The organism is Roseobacter sp. MED193 (assembly GCF_000152965.1).
Taxonomy (GTDB): Bacteria; Pseudomonadota; Alphaproteobacteria; order Rhodobacterales; family Rhodobacteraceae; genus Pseudophaeobacter.
The window spans coordinates 883,800-899,843 of the sequence record NZ_CH902583.1; the positions used below are offsets into that span (position 1 = coordinate 883,800).

Below are 16,044 nucleotides of genomic sequence, written 5' to 3' on the forward strand. Positions count from 1 at the left end.
TCTGCCTACCCTTGGTTTTTGTTTTTACTGGTCTGACGCAGGCGCCAGAGTTGCAATATGTTGACCAATGCATAGATCATCCCCGCAAGCGCGGCGAAATCGAACAAAAGCGCATAGCGGCCCGGCATTCCAATCGCCGGACCAATGATCAGCGTCAGGGCCAACCAGGCCAACATGGTACCGGCAATCACCAATGAGATGTGCCGCCCCTTTGCTGCGATAGCCCTATCCAGATCAACGCTCATTTAGGTCCTCATCTGTGGTCCCTGCCCGCCCCTGAACGGAGACGGACAGTTAGTTATTCGTCTTCGTAACGGCCGTCTTTTTTGGCCTTTTTGGCAAAATCGGTCTCATCCCCGACTGCCAGTTTGGCGGCCTGTGCGATCCAGCCGTCACGTTCAATACGGCCTTTGAACTTCAGGCGGCTATCAACCCAGGCAACCTCCGCCTCGCCCCAGGCGGCAATCTGATCAAAGTGGAAGAAACCCAGCTCGTTCAGGGTCTGCTCCAGCTTGGGGCCGACACCTTTCAGCAGTTTCAGATCATCGGGCAGACCGCCACGGGCTTCTTTCAGCGTTTCGGGCGCAACCTCAGCAACCTCTTCCGCAGCAGCTGGCTTTGCCGCTGGTTTGGCCTTGGGCGCAGGCTTTTTCGTCTCTTCGACCTGTTTGGCCACCGGTTTAGGCGCCTCGGGCGCCTTGGGTGGCTGCGCCGCAGCAGCGCGACCGGCAACCACACCATCCTTGCCAATCCAAGGGGTCAGCAGCGGCACTTCATCACCCTGAATGCGTTTGACACCATCGCCGAGATCCACAGCCAATTGGACGCTCGCATTATACTGCGTCTTGCCGCTGTCATATTCGGTGAGCGAGGTCAGGCCCGATTTCGGCTCAGCCGCATAGCGACCATTCTGGGGACCCGGCACAACCTTTTTGCCAGCCGCCAGATCGTCGAGCATCTGGCCAAAGCCTTCGGCAGTGAGATCCTCGTAGTAATCCTTGCCGATCTGCGCCATGGGCGCATTGGTGCAGGCACCCAGACATTCGACCTCTTCCCAGGTGAATTTTCCATCCGCCGACAGGGTGAATGGCTTGGGCGCGATCTTGTCCTGACAGACAGCGATCAGATCCTCTGCGCCGCAAATCATGCAAGAGGTGGTGCCGCAGATCTGCACATGTGCCACGGAGCCAGTCGGCTGCATCTGGAACATGAAATAGAACGAACAGACTTCCAGCACACGGATATAGGCCATGCCCAGCATATCGGCGATATATTCAATCGCAGGCTTGGAGACCCAGCCTTCCTGTTCTTGCGCCCGCCACAAAAGCGGGATCACCGCCGAGGCCTGACGGCCTTCGGGGAATTTGGTCAGTTGTGCCTCAGCCCATTTCTGGTTTTCGGCTGTGAAAGCAAAGCTTTCGGGCTGTTCGGAATGAAGGCGACGAAGCATTAGCGGTCAATCTCTCCAAATACGACGTCCATGGTGCCGATGATGGCAGCGACGTCGGCCAGCTGGTGGCCTTTTGCAACGTGGTCCATGGCTTGCAGATGCAGGAAACCCGGCGCGCGGATTTTGCTGCGGTAGGGTTTGTTGGACCCATCTGCCACCAGATAGACGCCGAATTCGCCCTTAGGGGCTTCAACGGCGGCATAGACCTCACCGGCGGGCACGTGGAAACCCTCGGTATAGAGTTTGAAGTGGTGAATGAGGCTCTCCATCGAGGTCTTCATGTCACCGCGTTTGGGCGGGGTCAGCTTGCCACGGGCCAGAACGTCGCCGGTGGCTTCGCGCAGTTTTGCGATAGCCTGACGGATGATCGACAGCGACTGGCGCATTTCTTCCATGCGGACCAGATAGCGATCATAGCAATCGCCGTTTTTGCCAACAGGGATCTGGAAGTCGAACTCATCATAACATTCATAGGGCTGCGCGCGGCGCAAATCCCAAGCCATGCCAGACCCACGCACCATGACGCCCGAGAACCCCCAGTCGAGGATCTCTTGCTCAGTCACCACGCCAATGTCGCAGTTGCGCTGTTTAAAAATACGGTTTTCGGTCAAGAGCCCGTCGATGTCCGCCAGCACCTTGGGGAATTCCAGCGCCCAAAGGTCGATATCATCCAGCAGATCATCGGGAATATCCTGGTGCACACCACCTGGACGGAAATAGGCCGCGTGCAAACGGGCGCCACAGGCGCGCTCGTAGAACACCATCAGCTTTTCGCGTTCTTCAAAGCCCCAGAGCGGCGGCGTCAGCGCGCCTACATCCATGGCCTGCGTCGTGACGTTCAGCAAGTGGTTCAGGATACGGCCGATTTCAGAATACAAAACCCGGATCAAAGAGCCCCGGCGGGGGACCTCAACACCGGTGAGTTTTTCAATGGCAAGACACCAGGCGTGTTCCTGATTCATCGGCGCCACATAGTCCAGCCGGTCAAAATAGGGAAGGTTCTGCAGATAGGTGCGGCTTTCCATCAGCTTTTCGGTGCCACGGTGCAGCAAGCCGATATGTGGATCGCAGCGTTCCACGATTTCGCCATCCAGCTCTAACACCAGCCGCAACACACCATGGGCCGCCGGGTGCTGGGGCCCAAAGTTGATGTTAAAGTTACGGATCTTCTGCTCGCCGGTCTGGGCGTCATCGAATTTGGAGCCGTCCATCATAGCGATTGTCCCTTTGTATGCGTGATCAAGGGGGCATCCGAAGCCAGGCCATAGGCCATAACCGCAGCATCCGCCCTGGGTTTCGTTTTACAGGTCACTCTCATTCCACATTCTCCGCAACCTTTGCCGGGCCACTCTCGCCCTCAAAGTGCATTTTCCAGGCCGCGGGCAAGCGATCACCAAACCGTGCCTGCATCAGGTCGTAGACCTCCCCCACATGGGCCAAAGCCAGGGCCCGGAAGGCGGGATCAAATTCTTTTTCCTTTGGCGCGCCGGCATTGACCTGGGCATCAAAATCGCCGGGCCGACGGTCGATCCCCAAGAAATCACAAACATCATCCACGTTGCGCTTTTCAAAGATGTCCTCGTAGAAGAAATAGCCGATATTCTCGGCCGCGACGGCGGCTTCGAGGTTTGCAAGTGTCTGGTCATAGCGTGAGCGACGCAGCGGCGCGGCATTCGGGGTTGAAACCACCTCTTTCAGCGCATCCAGAATTTCGCCCTGTCCTAACTTACGCGACGGATTCCCCTGCCCCCGCAGCCGCATGCGCATCGCGGAATGCAGCCTCTCAATCGGATCACGCATGACAAAAATGAACTTTGTATCGGAGTTCAATGCCGCCATTTGAGCAAAGGTTCCTGAACTCAACTTTGAATAGTCCGGGGTGATCTCACCAACCACTTTCTGGTCCGTGTAACCGTCAAACAGATTGTTCGCATAGAGCGAATGAGACGGGTCTTTTGTCTCCCGCATCTCGACGTAGTCGGCGAAGAATGGCGGAAGCTTTGCATTTGCTTTGCCAAGCTTCCCTAACACGCCTTTGGCGTTGCTAAACTTTTCGAGACGATCTTTCTGCCGATTGTGATGAAAGGAATAGCCTGTCTCTAGGTAGCTCCAGTAGTGCATTTCCTTGCCCTGGGGCACGCTGACATCCGGGTGCTGATCAAGATAGGCATGCAACCACGACCTACCCGCCTTCTGTGCTCCGATACCGAAGAACAGGGTGGCGGGTTTCGCAAAGCGGTCATCTACCTTTATTTCAGCCATCCGATTGACCTCTTACTTCTCATCACCGGGCAGGATGTACTCGGCACCCTCCCATGGCGACATGAAATCAAACTGTCGATATTCCTGTACCAGGCTCACGGGTTCATAGACCACGCGCTTTTCCGCCTCATCGTAGCGCACTTCGGTATAGCCCGTGGTAGGGAAGTCCTTGCGCAGAGGGTAGCCCCGGAAGCCATAGTCCGTGAGGATCCGGCGCAGATCCGGGTGGCCAGAAAACAAGATGCCAAACATGTCGAAGACTTCGCGCTCAAACCAGTTAGCCGAAGGGTGCACATCGACGATCGAGGGCACCATATCGTCTTCGCGCACCGAAACGCGCAGGCGAATGCGCTGGTTCTGGTACATCGACAGCAAGTGGTAGACTACGTCAAAGCGTTTACCACGTTCTGGGTAATCCACTGCGGTGATGTCCACCAGCGACGAAAATTTGCAACTACTGTCAGATTTGAGAAACTCAACCAGTCCCGCGATATTGGCTGGAGCCACATCAACGTTCAGTTCACCATGGGCCACATCCCAGGATAGGACACAGTCTGGGCGTTTGGCTGCGATCTGAGTGCCAAGTTCTTGCAGTGCTTCAGTCATTATTTCTCTCCAGCCAGATCGCTTAGCGCACCAGGGTGCCAGTACGGCGAATTTTGCGCTGTAGCTGCATCAGCCCATACAGCAGGGCCTCAGCCGTGGGGGGGCAGCCCGGCACATAGATATCGACAGGCACGATCCGGTCACAGCCGCGTACAACGGAGTAGCTGTAGTGGTAATAACCGCCGCCATTGGCACAGGACCCCATGGAGATCACATAGCGCGGCTCAGGCATCTGATCGTAGACCTTGCGCAGCGCTGGCGCCATCTTGTTGGTCAGGGTGCCAGCCACAATCATCACATCCGACTGGCGCGGCGAGGCCCTTGGGGCAATGCCAAAACGCTCGGCATCGTAACGTGGCATCGAGGTATGCATCATCTCAACCGCGCAGCAGGCCAGACCAAAGGTCATCCAGTGCAGCGACCCGGTGCGGGCCCAGTTGATGATGTCTTCGGTCGAGGTCAGCAGGAAACCCTTATCCTGCAACTCAGCATTCAGGGCCTGGGTGACAACTTCCTTGTCTACGCCAGCAGTATTGGCTCCGGTCATCACTCCCATTCCAGAGCTCCCTTTTTCCACTCATAGGCAAACCCAATGGTCAGAACCCCCAGGAACACCATCATCGACCAGAAACCGGTATCGCTCATATCCTTAAAGCCAACGGCCCAGGGAAAGAGGAAGGCAATTTCCAAATCAAAAATGATGAAAAGAATCGACACCAGGTAAAATCGCACATCGAATTTCATCCGCGCGTCATCAAAGGCGTTGAAACCACATTCATAGGCGCTGACTTTTTCTGGGTCCGGATTGCGAACTGCCAGCACAACTGCTGCCAAAATAAGAACAATTCCTAGGCCGACGGCGACGACCAGAAACACCAAGATCGGGAGGTATTCCCGCAACATCTCTTCCACGAGTGGCTCCTTTCCGAGCGCGCGGATTCTCGCGCGCCGTCAATTGGCGTGTTGACTTGCGCATGTGTCTACTCGCACCCCCCTCTATCGTCAACCAAACCTATGGTGAAGAAAGTGGCTTTCTGTACAAGTCGCGACCCTGCGGCATCACTTACCGCTATTTGGGCCAGCAGGAGTTAATTTCTTATTATTTCCATAAGGAAAGGCGCCGTGGAAATTCACGACGCCTCACAAAACAAACATTGAAAATATTGGTTAATATCGACCAGTCAGACCCCGTCCGCTGCCCCGCCTCATCCCTGCCAGCGCGGCTTGCGCTTGTCAAAGAAGGCACCAATTCCCTCTGAAGCCTCGTCGCCTTCCCAACGACTAACCAATGCACGGATCGTCATATCGATGGTCTCGTCATCCAGACGCGGCCCAAGGTCACGGGTGAGTTTTTTCGCGGCTGCTACGGCACCAGGAGCACAAGCCATATAGGGTGCCACCTCGGCTTCAACCGCAGCCGCCAGATCTGCAGCAGGTACCGCCTTGGCCAGAAGCCCCAGCTCTACCGCCTCGGCGGCGCCAAAGAGGCGTGCCGACATAAACACCCGGCGCGCGCGCGATTCCCCCATACGCGCCACCACATAGGGGCCAATAGTGGCCGGGATCAAACCCAGTTTGGTCTCAGTGAGGCCCATCTTCAGATGGTCCACGCCAATGGCGACGTCACAGACCGAAGCCATGCCAACGCCACCGCCAAAGGCATTGCCCTGGAGTGCACCAATCAAAGGCTTTGGCAGCGTGTTCAGGAGCTGCAACATTTCTGCCAGGATCCTGGCCTCAGCGCCGCGCGTGGCCGCATCTGCCTGCATCTGCTGCTGCATCCAGCCCAGATCCCCACCAGCACAAAAGCTCTTGCCCGCCCCCGTCAACACCACGACCCGTACCGCATCATCTGCGGCCAGCTGTTCGGCAGCCGCCTTCAGCTCCAGCAGCATCTCGCCAGACATCGCATTGTGCTTTTCAGGACGGTTCAACGTCAGCGTCGCCACGCCGCGCGAATCCCGTTCGATCAATACTGTCTTATACATTCTCAGTCCCTCTTCCCTCTGGCCCATGGCCATAGCCCCGCATTATCTGTCGCTGCGCATGGCCTGCGCCATCTCGGCCGCTGCAACCAGTACGTCCCGGTCCAGGCCGGTCTCATACCCCAAGGCCGTCAGGCGCTCCTGCACCGCCTCGGTCGCGACATTGCCAGCCGCGCCTGGCGCATAGGGGCAACCGCCCAGACCGCCCACAGCCGCATCAAAGACCCGCAGGCCCATTTCCAGCGAGGCTTCGATGTTGTCCAAGGCCCGCCCCGCCGTATCGTGATAATGGCCTGCCAGATGCGAGACAGGCACCCGTTTCGTTACGGCAGAGAGCATCTTGCCAATCGTTTCCGGCCTGCCCTGCCCGATCGTATCCCCAAGCGAGACCTCATAGCAGCCGAGGTCAAACAGACGCTCGGCCACCTCGGCGACCTTTTCAGGCGGGGTCGCGCCATCATAAGGACAATCGGTCACGCAAGAGACATAGCCGCGCACTGGCAGCTCGATTTCTTTCGCCGCTTCAAGGATCGGCACGAAACGTTCGATGCTTTCCGCAATGGTCGCGTTGATATTGGCCTTGGAAAACCCTTCGGAGGCCGCAGCAAAGACCGCAATCTCATCGGCTTTGGCCGCCACCGCGTCCTGATAGCCGCGCATATTGGGAGTCAGCGCCGCATAAGACACCCCCGGTGCGCGGGTGATGCCTGCCAGAACCTCAGAGCTGCCCGCCATCTGCGGCACCCATTTGGGAGAGACAAAACTCGCGACCTCGATCCGGCGAAATCCCGCACGCGACAGGCAGTCTACCAGGGCGATCTTCTCCTCGACGGGTATGGCCCGCTTTTCATTTTGCAGCCCGTCACGCGGGCCCATCTCGAAGATTTCAACGCTTTGCGCCATGGCGCGCCCTCCCCCGGCAATCATGCCAACCAGATCTTGTCGCGTTGGCAGCGCCCTGCCGCCAACGCAGTTTCTTTGCGATCATTGATCACTCGTCCTCTGGTTCCAGACGCACCAGTGCCGCACCAGCCTCTACCTGATCACCTGCAGCGGCCAGAACTTCGGCCACAGTACCATCGCGTGCTGCCAGCAGAGAATGCTCCATCTTCATGGCTTCGAGAATGGCAAGGCGGTCGCCCTCTTTCACCTCTTGCCCGGCTTCGGCAAAGACCGCTTTTACCAGACCCGGCATTGGCGCCTCGATCACGTTCATGTCGCCCCCAGCAGCAGAGGCACGATCCAGCGGGTCAACCACCTCGAACTGAAGCCCGTAACCATCAAAGACGGTGATCACGTTCCCAGCCTGCGCCATGGGTGGCAAGCGGTCGCTGCTCAGCACCCAAGAGCCGCCGATCCGGCAGGCGCAGATCTGGCGCTCAGAATGCCCTGGAAATTCCCAGACTTGGTAATCCGGCCCCTCCACCTCAACCGTGGCCTCAAAGACCTCGCCCTGATGGCTGAGATGAACCGAACGACGCAGGTCGGACCAAAGGGTAAAGCCTGCATCCCAATCAAGGTCGATCAGGCCAAGCGCCTGCATCCCGGCGGCGGCCTTGTGTTCGCACCTGACCTCTGGCTGCTGAACTAGGGTGTCAAGATCACGGGCAATTAAGCCCGTGTCGACATCTCCCGCCGCAAAACCTTCATGTGCGGCCAGGGCACCGAGGAAAGCCAGGTTGGTGACAGTGCCCCCCACCTCGGTTGCCGCCAATGCCTGCGAGAGGCGAGACAGCGCAACAGCCCGGGTGGGACCATGGACGATCACTTTTGAGATCATCGGATCGTACCATGGGCTAATGGTATCGCCTGCCCGTACGCCGCTGTCGGCACGGCAGCTTTCGGGGAATTTCAGATGGGTCAGGGTGCCGGTGGCTGGCAAAAAGCCCTTTGGGACATCCTCGGCATAGAGCCGTGCCTCAAAGGCATGGCCCGTGATGGAGAGCTCGCCTTGCTGTTTCGGCAGAGCCTCACCTGCGGCCACCCGCAGTTGCCATTCCACCAGATCCACCCCCGTGATCAGCTCCGACACAGGATGTTCCACCTGCAGGCGGGTGTTCATTTCCATGAACCAAAACCCATCTGCGCGCAGGCCATTGCTGCCATCGACGATAAATTCCACCGTCCCGGCCCCCTTATAGCCGATGGCCTCGGCGGCGCGCACGCCTGCCTCACCCATGGCAGCGCGCATCTCATCGGTCATCCCCGGAGCCGGCGCTTCTTCGATGACCTTTTGGTGGCGGCGCTGCAGCGAGCAGTCGCGCTCAAACAAATGCACCGCCTGGGTGCCGTCGCCAAAGACCTGAATTTCGATGTGACGCGGTTGCTGGATATATTTCTCGATCAGCACATCCGGGTTGCCAAAGGCCGAGGTGGCCTCCCCCTGGGCGCTGGCCAGGGCATCAGCAAACTCCGACGCGGCTTCGACAAGGCGCATGCCCTTGCCGCCGCCCCCTGCAACCGCCTTGATCAGGACCGGGTAGCCAATCTTGTCGGCCTCAGCCTTCAGGAAATCCGCCTCCTGATTGGTGCCGTGATACCCCGGCACAACCGGCACCCCGGCCTCCTCCATCAGCGCCTTGGCGGCATCCTTAAGGCCCATCTTGCGGATCGCATCCGCCGAAGGGCCGATAAAGGCAAGGCCAGCGGCCTCAACTGCATCAACGAATTCAGGGTTTTCCGACAGGAAGCCATAGCCGGGATGGATCGCCTGCGCGCCCGTGGCCTTGGCCATGGCAATGATCTCATCCCCCAAGAGGTAGCTATCTGCCGGCGCAGGGCCGTATCCAATGTGGCAGGCCTCATCCGCCATGGCCACATGTTTCGCCGCGCGATCCGCGTCTGAGTATACGGCCACGGTCTTTACGCCCATGGCGCGGGCGGTTTCCATGACACGGCAGGCGATTTCGCCCCGGTTTGCAATCAGAATCTTGTCAAACATTGCTCGTCCTCACATCCGGAACACGCCAAAGCGCGTGTCTTCAATCGGGGCATTCAAAGCGGCGCTGAGCGACAGGGCCAGCACCTCACGGGATTTGCGCGGATCGATGATGCCATCGTCCCAAAGCCGCGCCGAGGCATAGAGCGGGTGGCTCTGCTCTTCGAACATATCGATGGTGGGGCGCTTGAACTCGGCCTCTTCATCCGCTGACCAGCTGCCGCCTTGGCGCTCAATGGCGTCGCGTTTCACGGTCGCCAGCACGCCCGCCGCCTGCTCGCCGCCCATCACTGAGATCCGGGAATTAGGCCAGGTCCACAGGAACCGCGGCTGGTACGCCCGCCCTGCCATGCCGTAGTTACCAGCCCCAAAGGAGCCGCCCACCAGCATGGTGATCTTTGGCACATTGGTCGAGGCTACGGCCGTCACCATCTTGGCACCGTGGCGGGCAATGCCTTCGTTTTCATACTTGCGACCCACCATGAAGCCGGTGATGTTCTGCAGGAAGACCAGCGGGATCTTGCGCTGGGAGCAGAGTTCGACGAAATGCGCGCCCTTCTGTGCCGCTTCAGAAAACAAGACGCCATTGTTGGCGATGATCCCCACTGGGCAGCCCTTCACATGGGCAAAGCCGGTGACCAGGGTTTCGCCGAAACGCGGCTTGAACTCGTCAAAGCGCGAGCCATCCACCAGACGCGCAATCACCTCGCGGATGTCATAGGGGGTACGCAGATCGCCGGGGACCACGCCGAGGATTTCGTCAGGGTCATAGGCGGGCTCTTCTGGGCTGGCCCAGTTGACGCCCAGCGGTTTGGTGATGTTCAGCGACTGCACCGCGCGCCGCGCCAGCGCCAGCGCATGGGTGTCATCCTCGGCCAGATAGTCAGCCACACCGGAAAGGCGCGTGTGCACATCGCCGCCGCCGAGGTCTTCGGCGCTGACCACTTCGCCCGTTGCGGCCTTCACCAGCGGCGGGCCGGCCAGGAAGATGGTGCCCTGTTCCTTGACGATGATTGTCACATCCGACATCGCGGGCACATAGGCGCCGCCTGCGGTACAGGAGCCCATGACCACGGCGATCTGCGGGATGCCTTTTGCGGACATGCGCGCCTGATTGTAGAAGATCCGGCCAAAGTGGTCGCGATCCGGGAAGACCTCATCCTGTTGCGGCAGGTTGGCCCCGCCAGAGTCCACCAGATAGATGCACGGCAGGCGATTTTCCTCGGCGATCTCCTGCGCCCGAAGGTGTTTTTTCACCGTCATCGGGAAATAGGTGCCACCCTTCACGGTGGCGTCGTTGCAGACCACCATGACCTCTTGCCCATGCACCCGGCCAATGCCCGCAATCACACCTGCGGCAGGAGCCGCGCCCTCATACATATTGTGGGCCGCCGTCGCACCGACCTCCAGAAACGGAGAGCCCGGATCCAAGAGGTTAGCCACCCGGCGGCGCGGCAGCATCTTGCCCCGGCTCTCATGGCGGGTGCGGGATTTCTCGCCGCCGCCCAGTCGCGCCGCCTCTGCCGCATCATCAATCTGTGCCAGCGCTTCAAGATGCGCGGCGCGGTTCTGTTTGAAGCCTTCGGAGGAAGGCATTGCCTTGGATTGTAGTTTCATACGGAAGACTCCTGTTCAGCGGCCGCACGGGCCTTCAGCTCCTTGCGGATCACCTTGCCGGTGACGGTCATCGGCAGGGCGTCCAGAAATGCGATTTCGCGGGGGTAGGAATAATGGGCCAGACGATTCTTGACGTAGTCCTGCAGCTCTTTCTCGGTGGCAGCAGTGCCCTCTTTCAGCACCACATAGGCTTTGACGATCTCGGTGCGCATAGGGTCGGGCTTGCCGACAACGCCGACGGTGGCAACGCTGGGATGGGTGAGCAGGCAATCCTCGATCTCGGCCGGGCCGATGCGATACCCTGACGAGGTGATGACATCATCCTCGCGGCCTACAAAGCGCAGGTAGTCGCCCTCCCAGATGCCACGATCGCCGGTCACCAACCAGTCGCCACGGAACTTCTCGGCTGTCTCCTTGGGCCGGTTCCAGTATTCCAGCATCATCGAGGCAGAACCGCGCCGTACCGCTACATCGCCCTCCTGATCGGTGGGATTGCCCTCCGCGTCGATCACGGCGACCTCGTGGCCCGGAACCGCCTTGCCGATGCAGCCCGGACGCGGCGCATAGTCGCCGCCACAGGAGGAGGCCACCATATTGCATTCGGTCTGGCCATAAAACTCATTGATGGTTACGCCAAAGCTCGACTGACCCCAAGCGAGCATTTCTGCGCCCAGGGGCTCTCCACCCGACGCAACCGAACGCAGGCCGTCGAGCCCCTGCCCTGCCGCTTTCAACATGCGCAGCGCTGTGGGGGGAAAGAACACATTGCGCACACCACCGCGCGCGATAAGATCGGCGCAGGCTTCGGGCGTGAACTTATCCAGTCGCGCCGCCACCACCGGCACGCCCAGCGCCAGCCCCGGCATCAGCACATCGAACAGCCCGCCGATCCAGGCCCAGTCCGCAGGGGTCCAGATGCAGTCGCCCGTCTGGCCGAGGTGATCGTGGCTGATGGCCACACCCGGCAGGTGGCCGGTCAACACCCGGTGGGCATGCAGCGCGCCCTTCGGACTGCCGGTGGTGCCGGAGGTATATATAAGGACTGCCGGGGTTTCGGCCGTCGTCTCGGCAAAGGGCATCGGGGCGCCGTCGATACCGACCTCGCTGGCCATAACCGCCTCGGCCAGATCCCCGAGGAGCAACGCCCCCTCGGGATCGGTCAGCACAAATCGAACCCCTGCATCACCTGCGCGGGACGCCAGCGCATCGCGTTTGAACAGCTTGAACAGCGGCACAGAGATCGCGCCGGCCTTCCAGATCGCCAGGTGAGCCGCGGCGCACCAGGGCGATTGGCTGAGCAGCACACCGACGCGATCCCCCGCTTTGATGCGGGTCAGTAGATAGCGTACCAGCCCATCGACCATCTCTGCCAATTCGCCATGGCTAATATCGCGCCGCTGTGGCCCCGTCAGATCAACAAGCGCCAGTTTGTCTGGCGCATGTGACATGGCCTGTCGCGCCATGTTGAGCTGCGCAGAAAGGATCCATTCCCCCTGCGAGGTCAAGCCAGGGGGGCGAATTGCTTCAGGCATTGAAACTATTCCCAGATTGCATAGCAGGTATACCGTTTTTCCTTGTATTTATAAAGGGAAGGCTCACGCTCTTTTGATCCAGATCAGGGAGGGAAGGTGATTTTAGGCGCAGGTAGGAGGGGCAAATACAAGAAAAGGGATAATCCCCATGAAACGCTCCGCTTCCTTCCTGGCCCTGGCAACCGCCTGCACTGTTCTGGCCGCTCCGGCCCTTGCCCAGTCGCAGGGTGACTGGACCTTTGGTGTTGGTATCATCAACGTCAATCCCAAGTCCGACAACGGCACCTTGGCAGGCTCTCCCGCGACCCTCTCCGACGACACTCAGATCTCTCTGACTGCTGAGTACTTCATCCGCGACAACCTCGGCATCGAGCTGCTGGCCGCGACCCCGTTTGAGCATGACATCAATATTGGCGGCGCCTTTGCCGGCACCTCCAAGCAGCTGCCGCCCACCCTGTCGATCAACTACCACTTCCCAACCAAGGGTAAGATCAAGCCTTTCATCGGCGCCGGCATCAACTACACTACCTTCTTTGAGGAAGCCTCCGGTCTTGGGGTGCTCAAACTCGAAGACAGCTGGGGCTTTGCATTGCAGGCTGGTGCCGACTGGCAGGTCTCTGACAAGGGCGCCCTGCGTCTGAACGTACGCTACATGGACATTGAGTCCGATGCCTACCTGAACGGCGCGTCGATCGGTAAAGCCGAAATCGATCCGGTCACCATTGGTGTCAGCTACGTTCACAGGTTCTGATCCTTTGATCTAACATCTATCGGCAGCCCATCCAGGGGCTGCCAATCCGCACAAACCCCCACTTGGCCTCCCTCGGACAGGTGGGGGTTTCTTTTGGCTTACATGGTGCCCATCAGCTCGCGGCCGATCAGCATGCGGCGGATTTCAGAGGTGCCTGCACCAATTTCCATCAGCTTGGCATCCCGGAAAATCCGGCCAACGGGATTGTCGGACAGATACCCTGCACCGCCCAGCGCCTGTACGGCCTGATGCGCCTGCACCATGGCCTGTTCCGAGGCGTAGAGACAGCAAGCCGCTGCGTCCTGGCGGGTCACAGTGCCCTTGTCACAGGCCTTTGCCACCTCATAGATATAGGCACGGGCCGAGTTCATCGCGGTGTACATGTCAGCAATCTTACCCTGCATCAGCTGGAAGTTCCCGATGGGCTGTCCAAACTGTTTGCGCTCCTTCAGATAGGGCATCATCTCATCCATACAGGCGGCCATGATGCCGGTGCCGATCCCGGCCAGAACCACGCGCTCATAATCCAGCCCCGACATCAGGACTTTGACGCCCTTGCCCTCTTCGCCCAGCACGTTTTCAAAGGGCACTTCGCAATCTTCAAAGATCAACTCGGCGGTGTTGGAACCGCGCATGCCCAGCTTGTCAAAATGCGGCGAGGTCGAGAAGCCTTTGAAGTCCTTCTCAATGATGAAGGCGGTGATGCCTTTGGAACCAGCATCGGGATCAGTCTTGGCATAGACCACCAGCGTGTCGGCATCTGGGCCATTGGTGATCCAGTATTTGTTGCCATTCAGGCGGTAGTGGTCGTTGCGCTTTTCGGCACGCAGCGACATCGACACAACATCCGAGCCCGCCCCAGCTTCTGACATTGCCAGCGCACCCACATGCTGGCCAGAGACCAACCCAGGCAGGTATTTCTTTTTCTGCTCATCCGTGGCGTTCAGCTTGATCTGGTTGACGCAGAGGTTGGAATGCGCGCCGTAGGACAGCGAGACAGACGCGCTGGCGCGCGCCACTTCCTCAACCGCTACAGTATGGGCCAGGTAGGACATGCCCGCGCCGCCAAACTCTTCCGGCACGGTGATACCCAGCAGGCCAAGCTCCCCCATCTCCGTCCAGAGCTCTGGTGGGAATTCGTTTTTCTGGTCGATCTCCTGCGCCATCGGCTTCACACGATCCTGCGCCCAGCGATGCACCATGTCACGCAGCGCATTTACTTCATCCCCAAGATCAAATTGCATGCTTGCATTGAACATTGCCCGCTCCCTTTACCAAGCTATATGTCGAGTTATTTGAACACCTGTTCATTTACTAGCCGCAAATCTCGATTCGGGTCAATCCCTCGGCCAATGGTCTTTACCCACGCGCTCCCAAACCTCAGTCAGACTGCGCCCGATAGACCCAGCCAGCAGACAACAGCAGCGGCGCGCTGTTAGGGTTTCGGATCCAGAGGAGGTAGCCTGCTTTCAAAGATCGAAGATTTAACAATCGAGGTATGCGTCTCAGCCCGATCATGAAACGGCAACAGGATGTCATCCAGCTCTGCAACATCCGAAAGCGCAAGGCGGGCAACATAGCAATCATCGCCGGTCACGCGGTCACAGGACATAAATTGCGGCTGTTCCTCGATCATCCGCTCCACCATATGCAGCTGACCGCTGCGTGGTTTAATCCTGACAAGGGCCTGAATAGTATAGCCTAGCTCTCGCAGATCTAGCCGGGTGCCAAAGCCGCGAATGTAGCCAGTGTCCCTGAGGCGCCGCAATCGCTCGCCCACAGCCGGGCCAGAGAGCCCCACCTGCTTCCCTATATCCGCCAGACTGGCGCGCCCCTCAAAGTCGAGAATCTCGATAATGGCACAGTCTGTTTGATCCAGTGATTTTGACATGAAGGCAGGTTAGGGAAATCAGCTATGTATTGAAAGTTTTTTGTCCCATACGCCTTTGCCATGCTTGGGACAAACCCGCTCTTGCAGCCTAGATTCCCCTTATCAGAAAGATCAGCAAATCAGGAGATGATCATGGACGTGCAACGGATTGCGGCATTCAGCCAGGGACCAAAAGGCGGCAACCCTGCCGGGGTGGTCTTGTTACAGGAAGAAATCAACGCCAGCGAGATGGCGCGTATCGCAGCCGAGGTTGGCTATTCGGAAACCGCCTTTGCAGTGGCGCAGGATAAAACGGGATCTGCCTGGCGGGTCCGATATTTCTCACCAGAATCCGAGGTCCCCTTTTGTGGCCATGCGACCATAGCGCTTGGTGCCGCCCTTGGGCAGCACCAAGGCCCCGGCACCTATGCACTGGAGCTCAACAACAGCGCCATTACAGTTGATGCAATACCGTCAGATGGCGAGATGATGGCACGGCTGTCCTCGCCTCCCACCAAGAGCACCGCCATCCAAGCTCAGGAGCTAAAAGATGTCATGTCTCTGTTTGGTCTGGAGCCCGACGATCTGGACCCAAAGCTGGCACCCGCGCGCATTCATGGCGGGGCGGATCATATCCTTCTCCCCCTCAAGAGCCGCGCCAAACTGGCGGCAATGGACTACGACCTAGATGCCGGGCGTAGGGTTATGCGCAAACATGGGCTCGTGACTGTCATGTTGGTCTTTATCGAGACGGATCAGAGCTTTGTCGTGCGCAATGCCTTTGCCTCTGGGGGAGTCTTGGAAGATCCTGCCACCGGTGCCGCCGCCGCCGCATTTGCTGGCTATCTGCGAGATGCAGGCTGGCCCCACGGCGGCGCGCTCACCATCCGCCAGGGCGAAGACATGGGCAGTCCCTCCCTGATCCAGGTGACACTGGACAATACCCCAGGGGCTTCCGTGCAGGTTTCAGGTAGCGCACGCCCGATTGCCTAACGACCGAGGTTTCCTAATAGGAGAGCCCCTGACCTTACTC

The 16,044-nt window shown here is 59.0% G+C and carries 16 protein-coding genes; 2 read left to right on the forward strand and 14 right to left on the reverse strand.

Annotation, left to right across the window (positions count from 1 at the left end; translation table 11 throughout):
• Positions 1–5 precede the first annotated feature (5 nt).
• The 12 genes from MED193_RS06740 to MED193_RS06795 form a co-directional block, all read right to left on the reverse strand.
• On the reverse strand, positions 6–245 hold the full coding sequence (locus tag MED193_RS06740) for a DUF5337 domain-containing protein (protein WP_009808928.1): 240 nt from the start codon (positions 243–245) through the stop codon (positions 6–8).
• 53 nt (positions 246–298) lie between these two features.
• On the reverse strand, positions 299–1,450 hold the full coding sequence (locus MED193_RS06745) for an NADH-quinone oxidoreductase subunit E (RefSeq protein ID WP_009808929.1): 1,152 nt from the start codon (positions 1,448–1,450) through the stop codon (positions 299–301).
• Entirely contained in the window at positions 1,450–2,661 is a 1,212-nt protein-coding gene (locus MED193_RS06750; protein ID WP_039966728.1) for an NADH-quinone oxidoreductase subunit D, read from the reverse strand. The genes MED193_RS06745 and MED193_RS06750 overlap by 1 nt, the downstream gene beginning before the upstream one ends.
• 103 nt (positions 2,662–2,764) lie before the next feature.
• The gene (locus MED193_RS06755; RefSeq protein ID WP_009808931.1) at positions 2,765–3,712 is read right to left on the reverse strand and encodes a sulfotransferase; all 948 of its coding nucleotides are present in this window, start codon (positions 3,710–3,712) and stop codon (positions 2,765–2,767) included.
• A gap of 12 nt (positions 3,713–3,724) precedes the next feature.
• Positions 3,725–4,318, reverse strand: a complete 594-nt coding sequence (locus MED193_RS06760; RefSeq protein ID WP_009808932.1) for an NADH-quinone oxidoreductase subunit C — start codon at positions 4,316–4,318, stop codon at positions 3,725–3,727.
• A gap of 22 nt (positions 4,319–4,340) precedes the next feature.
• Complete coding sequence (locus tag MED193_RS06765; RefSeq protein WP_083790459.1) at positions 4,341–4,874, reverse strand: NADH-quinone oxidoreductase subunit B family protein; 534 nt, start codon at positions 4,872–4,874, stop codon at positions 4,341–4,343.
• Entirely contained in the window at positions 4,865–5,230 is a 366-nt protein-coding gene (locus MED193_RS06770; protein WP_009808934.1) for an NADH-quinone oxidoreductase subunit A, read from the reverse strand. Before MED193_RS06770 ends, MED193_RS06765 begins: the two co-directional genes overlap by 10 nt.
• A gap of 293 nt (positions 5,231–5,523) precedes the next feature.
• A complete protein-coding gene (locus MED193_RS06775; RefSeq protein WP_009808935.1) occupies positions 5,524–6,306 on the reverse strand; it encodes a crotonase/enoyl-CoA hydratase family protein in 783 nt (260 codons plus the stop codon).
• 42 nt (positions 6,307–6,348) lie between these two features.
• Positions 6,349–7,206: a hydroxymethylglutaryl-CoA lyase gene (locus tag MED193_RS06780; protein ID WP_039966731.1), complete on the reverse strand. Its 858-nt coding sequence runs from the start codon at positions 7,204–7,206 to the stop codon at positions 6,349–6,351.
• Between the two features lie 88 nt (positions 7,207–7,294).
• Positions 7,295–9,244 (reverse strand): acetyl/propionyl/methylcrotonyl-CoA carboxylase subunit alpha, encoded by a 1,950-nt coding sequence (locus MED193_RS06785; protein WP_009808938.1) that lies wholly within the window; start codon positions 9,242–9,244, stop codon positions 7,295–7,297.
• A gap of 9 nt (positions 9,245–9,253) precedes the next feature.
• Complete coding sequence (locus MED193_RS06790; RefSeq protein ID WP_009808939.1) at positions 9,254–10,858, reverse strand: carboxyl transferase domain-containing protein; 1,605 nt, start codon at positions 10,856–10,858, stop codon at positions 9,254–9,256.
• Positions 10,855–12,390 (reverse strand): AMP-binding protein, encoded by a 1,536-nt coding sequence (locus MED193_RS06795; protein WP_009808940.1) that lies wholly within the window; start codon positions 12,388–12,390, stop codon positions 10,855–10,857. The genes MED193_RS06790 and MED193_RS06795 overlap by 4 nt, the downstream gene beginning before the upstream one ends.
• Positions 12,391–12,538: 148 nt before the next feature.
• Between MED193_RS06795 and MED193_RS06800 the strand changes: the two genes are divergently transcribed.
• Positions 12,539–13,141 carry an OmpW family protein gene (locus tag MED193_RS06800; protein ID WP_009808941.1) on the forward strand — a complete coding sequence of 201 codons (603 nt, stop codon included), beginning with the start codon at positions 12,539–12,541 and terminating at the stop codon, positions 13,139–13,141.
• Between the two features lie 98 nt (positions 13,142–13,239).
• Here the strand turns inward: MED193_RS06800 and MED193_RS06805 are convergent, their stop codons facing one another.
• Together MED193_RS06805 and MED193_RS06810 are read right to left on the reverse strand one after the other, a co-directional pair.
• Positions 13,240–14,400, reverse strand: coding sequence for an isovaleryl-CoA dehydrogenase (locus tag MED193_RS06805; protein WP_009808942.1), 1,161 nt, complete (start codon positions 14,398–14,400; stop codon positions 13,240–13,242).
• Positions 14,401–14,576: 176 nt separating this feature from the next.
• Positions 14,577–15,032 (reverse strand): Lrp/AsnC family transcriptional regulator, encoded by a 456-nt coding sequence (locus MED193_RS06810; protein WP_009808943.1) that lies wholly within the window; start codon positions 15,030–15,032, stop codon positions 14,577–14,579.
• A 132-nt stretch (positions 15,033–15,164) separates the two neighbouring features.
• Here MED193_RS06810 and MED193_RS06815 point away from each other — a divergent pair, with 132 nt between their 5' ends.
• The gene (locus MED193_RS06815; protein ID WP_039965990.1) at positions 15,165–16,004 is read left to right on the forward strand and encodes a PhzF family phenazine biosynthesis protein; all 840 of its coding nucleotides are present in this window, start codon (positions 15,165–15,167) and stop codon (positions 16,002–16,004) included.
• Positions 16,005–16,044 lie beyond the last annotated feature (40 nt).